Consider the following 15728-nt stretch of genomic DNA (forward strand, 5'->3'; position numbering starts at 1 on the left):
AAATTCCTCCTTACGCCGTTACCCTGCTGTCTGTTTCATATACGGTTTCGTCGCTCTGGATCCGCCCGTCCTCGATGCGGATCCGCCGGTCAGCTTTCTGCGCGATCTCCGGGTTATGGGTGATCATTACGATCGTCTGGTGGAATTTCTCACTGGTCATCTTGAGAAGATCGATAACCTTGTCACTGGTCCGGCTGTCCAGATTTCCTGTGGGCTCATCGCACAACAGGAGCGCCGGTTTTGTGATAAGCGCCCTTGCGATTGCGACTCTCTGCTGCTGCCCGCCGGAGAGATGGCTCGGATAGTTGGATAGCTTTCCGTCCAGTTCCAGAAAATTTACGATTTCCTTTAAGAACTTCTTATCTTCTTTCTTTCCGTCCAGCCGCACCGGGAGCACGATATTTTCATAAGCTGTGAGATAAGGGATGAGGTTGTAATTCTGGAAGATAAATCCGATCCTTTTCCTGCGGAATACAGTGAGCTGCTCTTCACTCATTTCCTCGAGTTTATTTCCCTCGATCTGTACACTTCCGGAAGTGGGAACATCCAGACCGCCCAGCATATTGAGAAGTGTGGATTTACCGCTGCCCGATGTACCGATAACGGCTGCAAACTGTCCCTCTTCGATGGAGACATTCACGTCGTCCAGAGCCTTTACAAGACTCTCATCCTTTCCATAATATTTTTTCAGATGTGATGCAGTTAAGATTGCCATGTCTGAGTCTCCTTTCACCTGTTACGCTGTGTTCTTAAAATACCCTTGCGGGAATATCTTCTGACATACATCTTATTGAAACCGGAGAATTCTTCAATGGGAACTGCAAAAACTAATATTCAGGGTGCGAAATTTAAAAGAGCCGGGTATTTTCCCGACTCTGTGATCCTGACAGAGGGGCATCTTTGCCGCCTCTGATCCTATTATACAATTTCTTATTTTTCTGTCAAACATATCGTATAGCGCACTAATTTATTTTATGTTACAATAATTGTACAAAATATGATTTGGAGCGTTCTTATTGCTCTGTTTTAAGAGGTGACAGAATATGCCATATGATGAAAAGTCAAAACAGCGGATCATGAAGTATCTCGAGAAGCTGAAAGAAATCCGTTTTCGCGTCAAACCAGACGAATTTACAAGATATGAAGCTGCGGCACGCAAAGCAGGATATCCGAGTATGAGACAGTTTTACCTTGATGCTTTAAATGAAAAAACAGACGATATCCTGAATTCCAAAGATGATAATCGACATATAGCGCACTATATGAAATAATTCTATTAAGCTGCAAAATTTGAGCAGCTTAATAACCAGGCAGGTGGAGAAAGGAGTATATCATGGATGAAATGGGAATCAGCGAAAAAGAATTAAAATTACTCATGAACTTTATTAAAGATGATCTGGTGGAAGCGAAAGAATCCTCCGATGCAGCACAGAAAGACAAAAAGATTGAGCGGGTTCTCGAACATATCCAACAGTATCTCGAAGACTAACGTTAAACAGAGCCGGGTATTTTCCCGACTCTATGATCCTGACAGAGGGGCGGTCCTGCCGCCGCCTCACTTTACGATTTCTTTATCACCGGAAGTAATATCTTTAATGTAAACTTGCCGTCTTCCTGCCTTGTCGTACAGGTTCCCCCGTATTTCTCTGCCCCCACAGGCAGAAGTATCATAAAGTGGTGTCTCACCCCGCCGTACCGGCACAAATGCCAGGTCTGATATAAAAGGATCAGATAACAAAGCAGAGCGATCTTTCCGCAGATTCTGTAAACTGTTTTCATAGTTATACCCTCCGTTTTCTCTACAAAGTTCTTTCTTCTGTACATCTGCTATTCTTTCGCAACTTAATGTCCACGAAAATCAAGTTCTTCTAATAAATCCGGTCCATCTCCCCATGAATAAACAATATAGTATCCATTATCGCCAACTTTTTCCGAAAAACTTATCATGCTATGCTCTACCACTTCAATGATCTGATTCTTTTGCGGCTCAACTACATATGGTCATTCATTTTTCTGATAAGCAGAATAATAATCTTCCAAGTTATTTAATGATAGTTTACTTTTCAACAAAATTGCTCCAAAATATTGCATGCCATTTCCATTGCCGACTAATTTTCCTGCCCGCGAAACAGAATCGATAATCTTTGTTTTTTCCGGCAAAGGTGTTTTTCGTAATTCTTTCTCAACCTGTTTTGCATAGTGATTATTTGCAAGAGGAATTATAACGACAAATACTGAAATACTTATGACAACTATAAATATTATTACGATCAAAATATTCCTTTTTTGAAATATAATACTTCCACAAAGCATAACAACGCCCACTATTTACTGCGCTGCACTGCACATTTCGAATTGGTGCAGAACCCCATTTGGAAACCACCGATAAATAAGGTGAAAAGGTATCAAGTTCATTTAGCACATCATCTTTCCATGCAAAATTTAAGGTTATTTTTGTCAGGCTTATCTCTTTGTCATAGTTTTTAAAAACCTCTTCTTTTGTAGGCTCATTTGATGTACAGCCTAGTTACTCCTTTTTAATTATTACACAGCCATGATCAAAACTCCGCTGTCAAAATGTCCGGTTTCTTCCACACTACGCTACCCGTTCTGGATATCAGCGTAATAATACTGCCATTCTTCATCCGTCAGACGGGGTGTATACCATAGTATTTCCAGAGTGTTATCCCATCCCGTAACCTGATTTGAAACATACTGAAAACTGCCATCTTCAAGTGGGCGCACGACCAATTCACTTGTAACAGCATGGTCCGTCATTTTCCGTTCCCATACCGCCTCTATAAAAAGTCGAATTGTTCCATCTTCCTGTTCTTCATATGATATAACTTCCGGATATGGTCCAAAAGGCAGTTCTGCATCTTTAAATCCTCTTGGCCTGTACCGGTATGCTCTCTCGTGTGGCTCATACGCTGTATTTGCTGCAATCTGTTCTCTCTCAATCTGAAAATAGCTCTGAATCACTTCTTCAAAATCCTGCTCTGGTATCTCATACTCAGCCCCCTCATTGGCTTCATATGGCACATAAGTTCCATATTTTATATAATATAGCCTTTCATACAGATCATAAAAATCCAATTCCGAATAATCTTGCTCATCCCAGTCCGTAATTAATAACTTATTCCTCTCATATCCTACAGGATATACATATTTCCTGTTTAATTCCCGGCAGGTCTGGTCAAGCGGTTTTACCCGAAATGCAAGTTCTCCCGGAGCACCGTCATATCCCGGCGGATGATATTCCTCGATAAAAAAGTATCCTTTTTCTGTATACTTCCAAGAGTGTATAAATCCCCCTGTTCTGTTTTGTCTTCTTCTGTTTCTTCATCTTTGTTCTGTTTACACCCAACACTTAACACCAACATGGCTAAAGATAATAGCACTACACTTTTTCCTCTACTCGGGAAAATATTGATTCAGAACCGCCTTATCTTTTGATACAACATAACCGCTGCCTCCCATGTCTTTTACATTTTCCACCATGCTGATCATAAGGATTGGTGTTTCCACATTTATTTTAACTGCTTCCAAAATATATTATGGTATAAGATTACGTCTGTAATATTTATTTGTCAAGTATTCGTCTGCCATCTTATTTTTTACAAGTCTCGAAAAAATAAAAATAACCCGAAAAGCATTGACTTTTCGGGCTATTTGAGAGGCGCAGACCGGATTTGAACCGGTGAATCAGGGTGTTGCAGACCCACGCCTTACCACTTGGCTACTGCGCCTTACTATGAGCACTCAGCGACGTCATTTTGTTTGCTTATGTGCTAATGACCCCGACGGGAATCGAACCCGTGTTACCGCCGTGAAAGGGCGATGTCTTAACCGCTTGACCACGGGGCCATAAAACAGTCACTGCTTATGCGGTGACCGTTGTTTATATTAACACATAGAGTTTATAATTGCAAGCACTTTTTTCAATAATTCTGCTATAACTCATAATCCGCCTTACAAAACGGGATTTCGAACGCCTTCATCGCTTCATCGATCTGCTCTGCATTTTTAGGGCCGTACAGTGGCGCGCAATCAAAGTCCTGCTGCCCGAAAAATCCCAATACTACCTGGGACACTGTCGCATGATATTTTTCACAGAGGTCTTTTACTCTCTCCGCCATCTTTATGTTTCCTTCAGTACAGTACGCACTATCCTCGACCGCGACCAATCCTTTTGCAATATATTTATGGAAGAAACCACTGCACACTCCCATATACGGCATGAGAAGATTCCCCTTCATTTCTCTGTGGTATTGCTGCATCTCTTCATCCGCATATACAAGCGTGTCATCGTCAAGAGGATTCATATATCTATATCCCAGATTCAGCAAAGCCTGGTTTGCTATAAAGCCTCTGTATCCTTGCTCCCGGCAGTATGCGTCAGCGGCTTTCATTCTGGAGGTTGTCCAGTTAGAGCAGGCGTAATAACGTATCTTTCCCTCCCGGCAGAACTTCTCCATCACCTCGATAAGCTCTTCTACTGGCTGGGATATATCGTCCCTGTGGTAAAAATAAATATCGATCCAGTCTGTCCCGAGCTGTCTGAGTGATCCTTCCAGATCATTGATCATGTCTTCCCGCTTCATCCTGCTGATGTGCGTGTCCGGATTCGCAGCCGTCATATCCGGATGGCCTCCCTTTGTGGCAAGCACGATCTGATTGCGCCTGCCACTGCGCTTCAGCCAGTCACCGATCACTCTCTCGCTTCTTGCCCTCTCCGGCTTTACCCAGTCAGAATAGACATGGGCCGTGTCGAGCAGGTTTCCTCCCATATCAAGAAATGTGTCAATTATCCTGCCGGTTTCTCTCTCATCCCATGCCAGTCCCGCATTGACAGTTCCAAGTCCCAGAGGATGTATTGTAATATCTGTATCGGGAATTGTGATTTTCGTTTTCATTCTCCTTACCTCCATCTTCTGTTTAGACTATTGTATCATTACAATACAAATAACGACTACAGCAAATTCTTCCGATTGCGGGTACTTTTTTGTAATAGTTCTGCCATCAGGGATGGGCGGGTTGAACTGTTACACTTTTTCTCTCCGGTCCATTATCTTGCAGAATATCACTGCCACACCTGTGCTTACCGCTGTAGCCACTATCCCAGCACCTACGATTCCGGCTGGATTTACACTCCCGTACTGGCTTCTGTATGCGATCACATTAACAGGAATGAGCTGCAGCGACGAGATATTTATAATCAGGAATGTGCACATTTCATTACTGGCCACACCTCTGTGCCTCGCCAGGTTTAAAACTTTATTATTTCTCCTGCATTCTTCAAGTTTACTAAGCTCTTCCATTGCCCTCAGGCCGGCGGGCGTTGCCGCCCAGCCAAGCCCCAGAAAATTTGCGATGAAATTCGTAGATATATGTTCTTCTGCCTTATGCCTTTCCGGAAGATTCGGAAAAAGAAATCTAAGCAGCGGTCTCAACTTTCGCGCCGCCATCTGTATGATCCCGGCACGAGAAGCGATCTCCATAATACCGGTCCAGAACGCCATTACTCCGATCATCGTGATACACAATGTCACTGCTTCTTTCGAGGAATCCAGAGCAGCGGTCGTGATGTCCTGCATTCTTCCGTTAAAAGCCCCGAACACGATCCCTGCAAGGATCATCCCGGCCCACAGGTAATTCAGCATATTACTCACCCATCTCCCACATATATTCTTCTACGATTTCAAAAGGCGCCGGTCCTACTTCCAGGACAGCCTCATGAAACTCTTTCTGTGAAAATGCCTCTCCCTTTTCTTCTGCCCATGCCTTCTTCAGCTCCAGAAATTCCACATATCCGATGTAGTATTTCAGATAATTTCCCGGAGATCCTATGATGAGCTCATAAATCCGCTCCACTGTCTCAGCATCCGTAATTCCGTAATTACTGAAAAATGCCACTGTATCCATCCTGCTCCACCCATCATAGTGGATTCCCATATCAGCCAGCGCGTAGAGCCCCAGTATGATCGAGCTGTTCTTCTGGAGCAATGTAGCCTGTTCTTTTGATAAAGGTGTCAGATAGTAACTGCCCATCTCCGCATAGGTAGCCCAGCCTTCTACATAACCTCCGAAGTCCATTATGCTCCGGATCGGATCCGGATCTGTACTCTCGTAGTAAACAGTCTGGTACAGGTGACCGGGATATCCTTCATGGGCAAGCGTCGTAAACAACGTCAGGTCATCACTCATGTGCGCCTGGTTTATATAGATTACATTTTGCTCCGTATTATCGATCGCAGGAATCATATAAAAAGCCGGGCTTAAATGATCTTCCATCTCTTCCGGCACATATTTGACTTCCAGTACTGTATCAGGTGCCTCGGGAAATGTTCCGCTTATCCCTTCCTGAAGACGGGTAAGTATCAGCTCTGCTGAAGTCTGCGCTATGGCTGCCGCTGCCTCCTGCGCCTCTTCTGTGGTGATTCCCAAAACTTTTTCCATTGCTTCAAGGTCATCCGTTATCTGGCGGCGCGTGAGGTCTTCCATTTCTTCTACTGACCGCTCGGAACCGGTTGACTGCCGGACAACCAGTTCATAGTAATCAATTCCCTCCGGCAGATAAGAAAGCCCTTTCTCATTCTTACCGCTCCCTCGTAACTGTTCCAGATCAGAAATCAATTTTTCGTATGCCGGAAATATACAGTCGCTGACCGCAAGAGCATTATCCTGAATATAGTCACTTTTTTCTTCTTCTGTCAACTCATTTACATCTTTGATGCGATTTGCAAACGTTGAATAGAGATAATTTCCATCTCCCATATCTAAAAAAGCCTGGCACTGCTCAATAACAGTATCTAAGGCATAATCCGCCATAAATAATCCCGCAGAGGCTTTCTCCCGCTCAAATTTGATCAGACTGTCAAAATATTCCCCTGTCATTTCCAGAAGTGCAAGATATGTCTCTACATCCTGACGGTCATAAAACTGATATTCCGATAATACGACAGGGAACTGCGTCTGTACTCCGCTCACCAGTCCAAGGGGTTCTTCATACAAAATAAAATCTGCACTTTGATCCGCCGCCTTTATCTGATAATCCAGAATGTCAAACGTAATTTTGTTCTGAAGATCCAGCTCATCATATGAAAAATTCTCAAGTGACCGCCGCATATTTTCCACTGAAGCCTTCACCATATCCGCATCAGTCTCGAAGCTCCCCAAAACAGCTGCATCCTCAGTAATTCCATAATCTTCGGGATTCTTCAATGTGTAATGAAGATTAATGGTATTTGACGATACTTCACTGCAGAACAGTTCTTCTGTATAGGCTTCAAATTCTGCGTTTTGATCTTTCTGTTCCCTCGCTCCGCAGGCACACAACAGAACAGCGCCGCCCAAGATTCCGGCCGCCATAAGTAAATTCATGTATTTCTTTTGATATGTATAAATGGATTTTATGTGAAAAAAAACAGTGTGCAGCATAGGAACTCCTGCCGAAATGTCTTTAATGCATCTTATGATATGCCATACCGCGATATTCCACAGGAGAGGTGCATATAGATAAACAGAGCGTAAATATCTCCGGGAGGATTCCATGAATATTTTTATTTATATTTCCGATTACATTATTCCATTTATCATTCTGAGTATTGTCGTCTACGGAATTTTAAAAGGGATCAATGTATATGAAACCTTTATCAAGGGAGCCAAAAGCGGATTCCTTACCGTGATCCGTCTGATGCCCACACTGATCGGACTGATGGCCGCAGTCGGCATTCTGCGCGCTTCCGGATTCCTGGATCTTATTTCTGATGCGATCGGACAGTTTTCCGGTTTGATAGGCTTTCCGGGGGAACTTGTTCCGCTTACCGTGGTAAAGATGTTCTCTTCTTCCGCAGCTACCGGGCTTTTACTGGATATTTTTAAAGAGTTCGGAACAGATTCCCGGATCGGACTGATCGCTTCAATCTCACTGTGCTGTACAGAAACGATTTTTTATACAATGAGCGTCTATTTCATGACAGCCAAAGTCCGGCACTCCCGATACACTCTGGCAGGTGCGCTGCTGGCTACTTTCGCCGGGCTTGCGGCGAGCGTTGTCCTTGCGGATCTTATGTTGGGATTGTAGGAGACCGGTCTTTGTGCTAAAATATCCGTATAGCCTAACATAATACGCTGTTTTTCTGCGTTACAAAGAAAAAAAGATGTGGAGGTTTCTTTATGGCAAGTGTGACATTAAAGCATCTGACTAAAACCTACCCAAACGGATTCGTCTCCGTAAATGACGTCAGCCTTCATATAGAGGACGGAGAATTTGTTGTCTTCCACGGACCGAGCGGATGCGGTAAATCAACAATCCTGCGGATGATCGGCGGCCTGGAGGACATCACTTCCGGTGAAATATGGCTTGGAAAGGATCTTCTCAATGATATCCTTCCCCGAGACCGTCGTCTTGCAATGGCATTTCAGAATTATACTCTGTACCGTCATTTTAACGCATATGACAATATGGCACTGGGACTGCGGCTCAGAGACCTTCCGCGTACAGTAATCGACAGCCGTGTAAAGTCTGCTGCAGACTTCTTCGGAATCAGCAATATCCTGAACAAGAAGATCCGCGCTCTCTCAGAGACGGACAAGCAGAGAGTAGCTCTCGGACGGGCTGTCGTCTGCCAGCCGAAGGTTCTGCTGGTTGATGAAGACTTTGCCCGCCAGGATGATGCAAGACGTATGGAGATGCTTGGTGACATTCTTAAGATAAACGAGGAGATGCATATTACTGTCCTCTATGTAACAAATGATTATCAAGAAGCTGTGAGCTTAAATAAAAAAGTCATATTTATGAAAGACGGAAAAATAACAGACATCAGATAACTGATGTCTGTTATTTTTCCTCTTTTTGCCACTCAATTCGTTTTTAAATCAATTTTTAAGTTTCTCAAGATAGCTATATACATCTCGTTTAGAGACGCCTCGGTCTTTCGCTGTTCTCTTCATAGCTTCTTTTCTCTCTAACCCCTGGGACAAATAATATCCCACATGGTCTTCAATGCTCATATCCGACCATTTTTCTTTTTCTTCCCGCTCAGCCGTCTCACGGCTCATCCCCTCTACGACAATCACACACTCTCCTTTTGGCTCGTGACTCTCATAGTATTCAGCCGCTTCCGAAAGAGTGGCACGATAAACAGTCTCATGGCGCTTCGTCAGTTCCCGGCAGACACTCACACTGCGCTCTCCTCCCAGCCTGTCTTCCAGCAGTTTCAATGTCTTTGTCAGCCTGTGAGGCGCCTCATATAATACGATTGTCCTCATCTCTCTTTCCAGAGACTGGAGTACATACTCCCTCTCTTTTTTATCCGACGGAAGAAAGGCCTCAAATGCAAATCTTCTTGTCGGCAGACCGGATATTGTAAGTGCAGTGACACATGCGGCCGGGCCGGGAACAGCCGTCACACATATCCCTGCCTCATGGCACATATATACAAGCTCCTCGCCCGGATCTGATATCCCCGGTGTTCCTGCATCAGTGATCAGCGCAATATCACTTCCCTCGAGCAACTTTTCAACCAGTTTTTTCCCCTTGTCATATTTATTATATTCGTGGTAACTGGTCATGGGCGTATGGATATCAAAATGATTCAGAAGCTTCACGCTGTTGCGCGTATCTTCCGCCGCGATCAGATCAACTTCCTGCAGTATACGCACAGCCCGAAATGTCATATCCTCAAGATTGCCGATCGGAGTCGCACACAGGTATAAAGTTCCAGCCATTCTTCTCTCCTCTTCTAAACTTACTTTTCTCGTATGAAATGTTTGTCTCACCCGTGCCCGGCGGCCCCGGTATCAGTCCTTCTGCCGGCTGCCTTCCCCGCCGTATATTATGATCGGAGGCTCCACAGTTACTCTGGGCCTGGCCCCTCTCACTCCTTCGATCAAAACCAAAACCGGCTCCTTATCTATATACGGATGAATAAACCGTATCCGCTTGGGTTCTATCTTATAATAATTCATCTTGATCATGATCTCTGTCAGACGAAACGGTCTGTGTATCATGTAAAACCGTCCTTTATCCTGCAGAAGCCGCATACTCTCCCGCAAAATATCGTCCAAAGTACACAGCACCTCATGCCGTGCAATGGCTTTTGCATCATCCGGATTGCGCATGCCGTGCTCTGAAAGCATGTAAGGCGGATTTGTCGTGATCACATCAAAAAAGGCCGGCCTGAATATCTCTGCCGCCTCTTTGATGTCTCCGGTCACAATTTCAATCTTCTCTTCCAGATGATTATAGACAACACTGCGTCTTGCCATGTCTGCCGTGTCTGGCTGGATCTCCAGTCCGGTAAATTTCTCACCTTGTGTTTTGGCAGACAACAGGATCGGGATAATCCCGTTTCCTGTTCCCATATCAAGTACAGTCTCTCCGGGTTTTACCTTTACGAAATCCGACAGAAAGACAGCATCCACTCCAAAACAGAATCCCGCCGGATTCTGGATCAGCTCAAGACCGCCGATCTGCAGATCGTCCAGACGTTCACCGGGCTTTAACAGTTCCGCTCTCCTGTTATTTGTCATCTAACTTTGACGCTCCTTGTCCTTTTTCAAGTACCGCCAGTTTCTTCATCTCTTCTTTGGAGATTTTTTTCTTCTTCTTTCGCGGTTTAAATTTTAATTCCTCTGCCAGGTATTCCCTGATCTCTTTCTCGTCATTTTCCAGATTCACTACAACTTTCACCAGTTTGCGCAGGACACTCAGAGACTGTACCGTCCCTGTCAGACCTTCCTTTGTTGTAACTGTATCACCGACTGATGGAAGCTGACTGTTCAGCATTTCGTATGTCTCTTCTTCATTTGTAAGGCAGCACATAAGTCTTCCGCAAACGCCCGATATTTTAGTCGGATTAAGCGATAGATTCTGCTCTTTAGCCATCTTGATAGAAACTGCAGAAAACTCTGTAAGATATGTGCTGCAGCACAACGGACGACCGCAGATTCCAATGCCGCCGCGGATTTTTGTCTCATCGCGCACCCCGATCTGCCGAAGTTCGATTCTGGTCCTGAATACAGCCGCAAGATCTTTTACGAGCTCACGGAAATCAATTCTTCCATCCGCTGTGAAATAAAATAATATCTTATTACCATCAAAAGTGTACTCAACATCAATCAGTTTCATTTCCAAATTGTGTTTGCGGATCTTTTCAAGACATATTTTAAATGCCTCTTTTTCTTTCTGCTTATTTTTTTCAACTGTCTTGCGGTCCTGATCAGACGCCATCCGGATCACGGATTTCAACGGCTGCACGACATCCTCATCATTTACCTCTTTTGGTCCGCTCACAACACGTCCGAATTCGATGCCGCGCGCAGTCTCAACAATTACATTATCCCCGCGTTTTATCTGAAATTTTCCCGGTGCAAAGAAGTAAATTTTCCCCGCTGTCCGGAATCTGACTCCTATTACTTTTGTCATTCTGTCAATTCTCCTTTACCGTCAGTAAAAGCAGCTCCATCACCAGTTCAAAATTAACATTGGCTTTCAATCTCGCTTTTGCTTTTTCCAGCGCATCGAGTATGTTCTCGATTCCCTCATAAGAGCTTTTTCTTGCCCGCTCTTTGATATATTTCATCTGATCAGAAAATACAACTCTGTCTACGCTCTTTGTCGCCTTATAAATAAGTACATCCCTGTACCAGATTGCAATAATATCAAGATAGTCGTTGATCTCAAGCTTATAGGTCATGCACCGTTTCACTGCTTCTGTGAGCTCAGGAACCGTCATCTCATCTATGTTCCTGAGCAGGTGGACAGCCTCTTCTTTGATCTCATTAAAATACTCGGAATGTGCCAGCATAATGGCTTTTCCCATGTTTCCTTGAGCAAACGCTACGCATACATCTGCTTTATAATCCGGCACCTCCAGCTGTTCCATGAGATATTTTTTCACGAGCTGATCTTTTATATTGCGCAGCTTCATCATAACGCATCTTGAACGGATCGTCGGAAGGAGTGCCTCCGCATTTTCTGTAAGCAGCATGATCACTGCATATGACGGCGGCTCCTCAATCGTCTTAAGAAGGGCATTCTGCGCCTGCACAGTCATCAGGTCCGCATCCGCTATGATATAAACCTTATATTTGCTGCTGTAAGGACGGATCACGATATCATCATTTACCTGTACTCTTATGTCGTCCACACTGATTGTATTCGGCTTTTCATGAGTTACGCGGATTATATCCGGCTGATTACCACTCATAGCCTGCTTGCATGACTGACATTTTCCGCATGCATCTCCATCTTCATCACGATCCTGGCACTGCATGCTCATCGCGAACAGATTAGCGAGCAGTTTCTTGCCCGATCCTCTCTCACCGTTCAGTATATAAGCATGGGAGACCGCATCTGCCGTTACCGCATTCTGGATATATTTTATTATATTTTTATGGCCGACCACATCTTTGAAACCACTCATTTTTCTCACCTGCCGTATATTTTCATAAATTTACTTATTTAGTATAACACATTATTAAGTGAAGTTATAGCCCAATATATTTTTGAATATCCGATAAACATTCCGAAAGGTCTCTGTTTTCAAACCTGCGGGTAATACCGGCACTCTGCAGATTCTCCTCAGAAAAGTCCCCGGCGTCTGCCAGAAAACGTCTGCACATTTCCGCATACTTAGGTACAGCCTGCTTCTTTTCTCTTGCAAGAGCACGTTCCAGTCTCTCTCCGTCCTCTACTTCAATATAGATTGGTATAAGTACGTCAGCTCCGAAATATTTTTTCATCGCCCGATAGGAGACCAGTGTGCCGATCAGGAGATAATCAAACTGTTCCAGATCGATCTGTCCGTCGTCTGCAGTAAAATATGTCCAGATCCCGCACTTTGTATTATAAGAGCGTACCTCTATAACCTGACCTGTCTCCTGCATTTCATTTAGCCGTTTCTCGTCTACAAAGTAATATTCAACTCCGTTTTGTTCCCCTTCACGGATAGGCCGGGTCGTATAGGGAACTATCGTATGAAACATCGGATATCTTTCCAGCAGCTTCTTGTATATTGTATCTTTCCCCGAAGAGCTTTTCCCCATTACATAATAAATCTTACCCATTATCCAGTACCTCGATCTTTCCTTTTTCCAAAGTGCCCTGAATATCAAATCCTGTCTGCTGATATTGTATAATCTGCCGCACCGTTCCCTCTGAAATTCTTTCCCCCGGTACGATCAGGGGGATTCCCGGCGGATATATATATGCATATTCTTTAGAAATATATCCAGAAGATTCTTGAATGTAGATCTTTTTTGCTTTATTTGTAAATTTATACATTTCTCCGCTTGAGTATACCTGCTCATTTATGTATGATGTCAACTTCTCACAGCCGTCAAATGAATTGTATGATTCATCTTCGTTATTTTTTGCAAGTTTTCCGTCAATTTCATTTAACGCTGCAATTAATCGGCTCATTCCCACCGCTGTATCTCCGGGAGCAGTCATGGCTATTGCGTAATTGGGAGCTGCCATTTCAAGCTGAAGTAAATATTTTTCTCTTAAATCATTATATAATTGTTTTCCTGTATATTTTTTTGTTTCCTCTTCGGTAATTAAACTTCCATCCGTAGATATCAATAATTTTGAATAGTCGTAAACCGGGCATTCCCACAATCTTAAGTGCTCCATACTCTTTAATTGTTCCCGAGTTGACTGCAGCATATCTACATACCTGTTAAATATCTCTTCCCGCTTTTCTTCTAGGAGCCTGATGCATTCATCCATTGACGCCATAAGTACATATGAGGGACTACTGGATTGCAGTATTCCAAGATACATACGTATCCGTTCTCGATCCGCAATATTTCCATTCATATGTAAAAGGGCAGTCTGTGTAAGTGAAGGAAGCGTCTTATGCAGGCTGTGTATTACCACGTCCGCTCCCATCTCATTCCCGTTTTTCGGAAAATATGAATGAAAGCCGAAATGAGCACCATGTGCCTCGTCTAAAATCAGAGGAATATTCCATCTATGTACACAATCCGCAATCGCATGAACATCGGAAATAATCCCGTCATATGTAGGCGACGTGATGACTACAGCAGCAATATCCGGATTTTTCTGCAGCGCTTCCCCTATCTGCTCTGCCGTGACCGGTCCATTCAAATCTGCTTCTGCTTCCCTTCCTGAAGAAAGCAACTCCGGATAAATATACACTGGTCTCAGTTGATTCAAAAATACTGCATTATAAACCGATTTATGGCAGTTGCGCGCCATCAGTATACTGTTTCCTCTCTGTGTGCACCCTAATACTGCGCTTAGAAGCCCTACGGTGCTCCCATTGATCAGATAGTGTGTCTCATCCGCATGATAAGCCATAGCAGCTCTCTTCTGGGCATCCCTTAGTACTCCCTCAGCATGGTGAAGATCATCAAATCCATCAATCTCTGTAATATCAATCTCATAGGGCAGTTTTACTCCCGTAAGCAATCCATTCCGCTTATGACCTGGCATATGAAAGCCATAGATGCCCGAATATTCAAGTTTTTTCAGTTTATCATATAAATATTCCATAGTTTGAATTTCCCCGTTAAATCGCCGTATAGAAGTCCTGGTTCTTCGTACTTTCCTAAATATTTCTTTTTCTATAAACTGGCCAAATCAACTCCAAGCGATAAATTAACTTCTTTTTTATATAATCAACACATATTCCTCACATTTGACGGTTATATTATAGACATCAAAGCAAAAGTGCTTTTTAATATACATTTCCTCTTTTCTCAGCCGGTAATCAATTCCCGGCTTTTTATTTATCTCTGTATTTATGATATTGGGGGCAAAAGCCACAACTATGATGCCTGCGAATTGTTCCGTACTGCGCAGTTTTCGCTGCCGCATCGGCCGGCGCATTATATATGAAAAATAGAAAAATAACCGGGGAAGCATCTTCCTCGGTTTTCTAATTTCACTGAGCGTGCGGGGATTCGAACCCCGGACAACTTGATTAAAAGTCAAGTGCTCTACCACCTGAGCTACACGCCCTTATTTAATTGTTTTCTCTGTCAGTATGCATTATATATTACCTGTTTTCTTGCAGAGAAAAATGCCCAGAACCGGAATCGAACCAGTGACACGAGGATTTTCAGTCCTCTGCTCTACCAACTGAGCTATCTGGGCATTTGACACGTATACATAGCATTGCAACGTGTAAGTTGCGGGAGCAGGATTTGAACCTGCGACCTTCGGGTTATGAGCCCGACGAGCTTCCAGACTGCTCCACCCCGCGATATTAAATTATTGCTATGCCTCTCTGAGGCAAAGCCGATGATCGGACTCGAACCGATAACCTGCTGATTACAAATCAGCTGCTCTGCCAATTGAGCCACATCGGCACACTGGATGAAAAGGATTCGAACCGTTTTAGTTTTAGTAAATCGGCTACTCTCTTGAATCACTCAACATCAGTGGATGGAGAAGGATTCGAACCTTCGAAGGCGTTGCCAACAGATTTACAGTCTGCCCCCTTTGGCCGCTCGGGAATCCATCCATAATTTTTTAAGTGGGGCCTACAGGGCTCGAACCTGTGACCCTCTGCTTGTAAGGCAGATGCTCTCCCAGCTGAGCTAAGACCCCACAGACGACCCAGAAGAGACTCGAACTCTCGACCTCCGCCGTGACAGGGCGGCGCTCTAACCAACTGAGCCACTGGGCCATTCTTCAATTTTCAGGGATTATATACCCTGAAAACTACATACAAAGAATCAATCATCCATCT

General features: G+C 43.9%; 17 protein-coding genes and 9 tRNA genes. 4 read left to right on the forward strand and 22 right to left on the reverse strand.

Translation table 11 applies throughout. The features are described from left to right. Positions 1 to 10 precede the first annotated feature (10 nt). The gene (locus FNY66_RS13120; RefSeq protein ID WP_087152481.1) at positions 11 to 715 is read right to left on the reverse strand and encodes an ABC transporter ATP-binding protein; all 705 of its coding nucleotides are present in this window, start codon (positions 713 to 715) and stop codon (positions 11 to 13) included. Between the two features lie 328 nt (positions 716 to 1043). Here FNY66_RS13120 and FNY66_RS13125 point away from each other — a divergent pair, with 328 nt between their 5' ends. Then, on the forward strand, positions 1044 to 1271 hold the full coding sequence (locus tag FNY66_RS13125) for a cag pathogenicity island protein (protein ID WP_150311441.1): 228 nt from the start codon (positions 1044 to 1046) through the stop codon (positions 1269 to 1271). Positions 1272 to 1333: 62 nt separating this feature from the next. Continuing rightward, positions 1334 to 1489: a hypothetical protein gene (locus FNY66_RS15540; RefSeq protein ID WP_190324842.1), complete on the forward strand. Its 156-nt coding sequence runs from the start codon at positions 1334 to 1336 to the stop codon at positions 1487 to 1489. A gap of 71 nt (positions 1490 to 1560) precedes the next feature. On the opposite strand, the gene FNY66_RS15545 is transcribed toward FNY66_RS15540, so the two are convergent. The 8 genes from FNY66_RS15545 to FNY66_RS13165 all read right to left on the reverse strand — a co-directional run bounded on the left by FNY66_RS15545 (position 1561) and on the right by FNY66_RS13165 (position 7383). After that, on the reverse strand, positions 1561 to 1779 hold the full coding sequence (locus FNY66_RS15545) for an ATP-binding protein (protein ID WP_087152479.1): 219 nt from the start codon (positions 1777 to 1779) through the stop codon (positions 1561 to 1563). A gap of 222 nt (positions 1780 to 2001) precedes the next feature. Then, on the reverse strand, positions 2002 to 2325 hold the full coding sequence (locus FNY66_RS15850) for a hypothetical protein (RefSeq protein WP_229409526.1): 324 nt from the start codon (positions 2323 to 2325) through the stop codon (positions 2002 to 2004). A gap of 276 nt (positions 2326 to 2601) precedes the next feature. After that, entirely contained in the window at positions 2602 to 3306 is a 705-nt protein-coding gene (locus tag FNY66_RS13140; protein ID WP_267872938.1) for a DUF6070 family protein, read from the reverse strand. A gap of 371 nt (positions 3307 to 3677) precedes the next feature. Further along, positions 3678 to 3749 (reverse strand) — tRNA-Cys (locus FNY66_RS13145). Positions 3750 to 3795: 46 nt separating this feature from the next. Beyond that, positions 3796 to 3867: transfer RNA gene (locus FNY66_RS13150), tRNA-Glu, on the reverse strand. An 86-nt stretch (positions 3868 to 3953) separates the two neighbouring features. Beyond that, positions 3954 to 4916, reverse strand: a complete 963-nt coding sequence (locus FNY66_RS13155; protein WP_150311442.1) for an aldo/keto reductase — start codon at positions 4914 to 4916, stop codon at positions 3954 to 3956. A gap of 129 nt (positions 4917 to 5045) precedes the next feature. Then, entirely contained in the window at positions 5046 to 5663 is a 618-nt protein-coding gene (locus FNY66_RS13160; protein ID WP_150311443.1) for a nucleoside recognition protein, read from the reverse strand. Between the two features lies 1 nt (position 5664). After that, complete coding sequence (locus tag FNY66_RS13165; RefSeq protein ID WP_229409527.1) at positions 5665 to 7383, reverse strand: DUF885 domain-containing protein; 1719 nt, start codon at positions 7381 to 7383, stop codon at positions 5665 to 5667. A gap of 169 nt (positions 7384 to 7552) precedes the next feature. Between FNY66_RS13165 and FNY66_RS13170 the strand changes: the two genes are divergently transcribed. Together FNY66_RS13170 and FNY66_RS13175 are read left to right on the forward strand one after the other, a co-directional pair. Next, a complete protein-coding gene (locus tag FNY66_RS13170; protein WP_087151952.1) occupies positions 7553 to 8086 on the forward strand; it encodes a spore maturation protein in 534 nt (177 codons plus the stop codon). A gap of 92 nt (positions 8087 to 8178) precedes the next feature. Further along, positions 8179 to 8832, forward strand: a complete 654-nt coding sequence (locus tag FNY66_RS13175) for an ABC transporter ATP-binding protein (protein ID WP_087151951.1) — start codon at positions 8179 to 8181, stop codon at positions 8830 to 8832. 48 nt (positions 8833 to 8880) lie between these two features. On the opposite strand, the gene rsmI is transcribed toward FNY66_RS13175, so the two are convergent. From rsmI to FNY66_RS13240, 13 genes are all read right to left on the reverse strand, one after another. Next, positions 8881 to 9732, reverse strand: coding sequence for a 16S rRNA (cytidine(1402)-2'-O)-methyltransferase (gene rsmI / locus FNY66_RS13180; protein ID WP_087151950.1), 852 nt, complete (start codon positions 9730 to 9732; stop codon positions 8881 to 8883). 72 nt (positions 9733 to 9804) lie between these two features. Further along, positions 9805 to 10536 (reverse strand): tRNA1(Val) (adenine(37)-N6)-methyltransferase, encoded by a 732-nt coding sequence (locus FNY66_RS13185; protein WP_150311445.1) that lies wholly within the window; start codon positions 10534 to 10536, stop codon positions 9805 to 9807. Beyond that, positions 10526 to 11431 (reverse strand): PSP1 domain-containing protein, encoded by a 906-nt coding sequence (locus FNY66_RS13190; RefSeq protein ID WP_087151948.1) that lies wholly within the window; start codon positions 11429 to 11431, stop codon positions 10526 to 10528. Before FNY66_RS13190 ends, FNY66_RS13185 begins: the two co-directional genes overlap by 11 nt. Positions 11432 to 11435: 4 nt before the next feature. Next, positions 11436 to 12431 (reverse strand): DNA polymerase III subunit delta', encoded by a 996-nt coding sequence (gene holB, locus FNY66_RS13195; RefSeq protein ID WP_087151947.1) that lies wholly within the window; start codon positions 12429 to 12431, stop codon positions 11436 to 11438. Positions 12432 to 12495: 64 nt separating this feature from the next. Further along, positions 12496 to 13074 (reverse strand): nucleoside/nucleotide kinase family protein, encoded by a 579-nt coding sequence (locus FNY66_RS13200; protein ID WP_087151946.1) that lies wholly within the window; start codon positions 13072 to 13074, stop codon positions 12496 to 12498. After that, positions 13067 to 14527, reverse strand: coding sequence for an aminotransferase class I/II-fold pyridoxal phosphate-dependent enzyme (locus tag FNY66_RS13205; protein ID WP_150311446.1), 1461 nt, complete (start codon positions 14525 to 14527; stop codon positions 13067 to 13069). Before FNY66_RS13205 ends, FNY66_RS13200 begins: the two co-directional genes overlap by 8 nt. 395 nt (positions 14528 to 14922) lie before the next feature. Then, positions 14923 to 14995, reverse strand: a tRNA-Lys gene (locus FNY66_RS13210). Positions 14996 to 15057: 62 nt separating this feature from the next. Beyond that, positions 15058 to 15130, reverse strand: a tRNA-Phe gene (locus FNY66_RS13215). A gap of 35 nt (positions 15131 to 15165) precedes the next feature. After that, positions 15166 to 15239, reverse strand: a tRNA-Met gene (locus tag FNY66_RS13220). 33 nt (positions 15240 to 15272) lie between these two features. Continuing rightward, positions 15273 to 15345: transfer RNA gene (locus tag FNY66_RS13225), tRNA-Thr, on the reverse strand. A 73-nt stretch (positions 15346 to 15418) separates the two neighbouring features. Beyond that, positions 15419 to 15500 (reverse strand) — tRNA-Tyr (locus FNY66_RS13230). A gap of 13 nt (positions 15501 to 15513) precedes the next feature. Then, a tRNA-Val gene (locus FNY66_RS13235) sits at positions 15514 to 15586 on the reverse strand. A gap of 5 nt (positions 15587 to 15591) precedes the next feature. Beyond that, positions 15592 to 15665: transfer RNA gene (locus tag FNY66_RS13240), tRNA-Asp, on the reverse strand. Between the last annotated feature and the right edge of the window lie 63 nt (positions 15666 to 15728).

It is taken from the genome of Mediterraneibacter catenae (assembly GCF_008691045.1).
GTDB lineage: Bacteria > Bacillota > Clostridia > Lachnospirales > Lachnospiraceae > Mediterraneibacter > Mediterraneibacter ornithocaccae.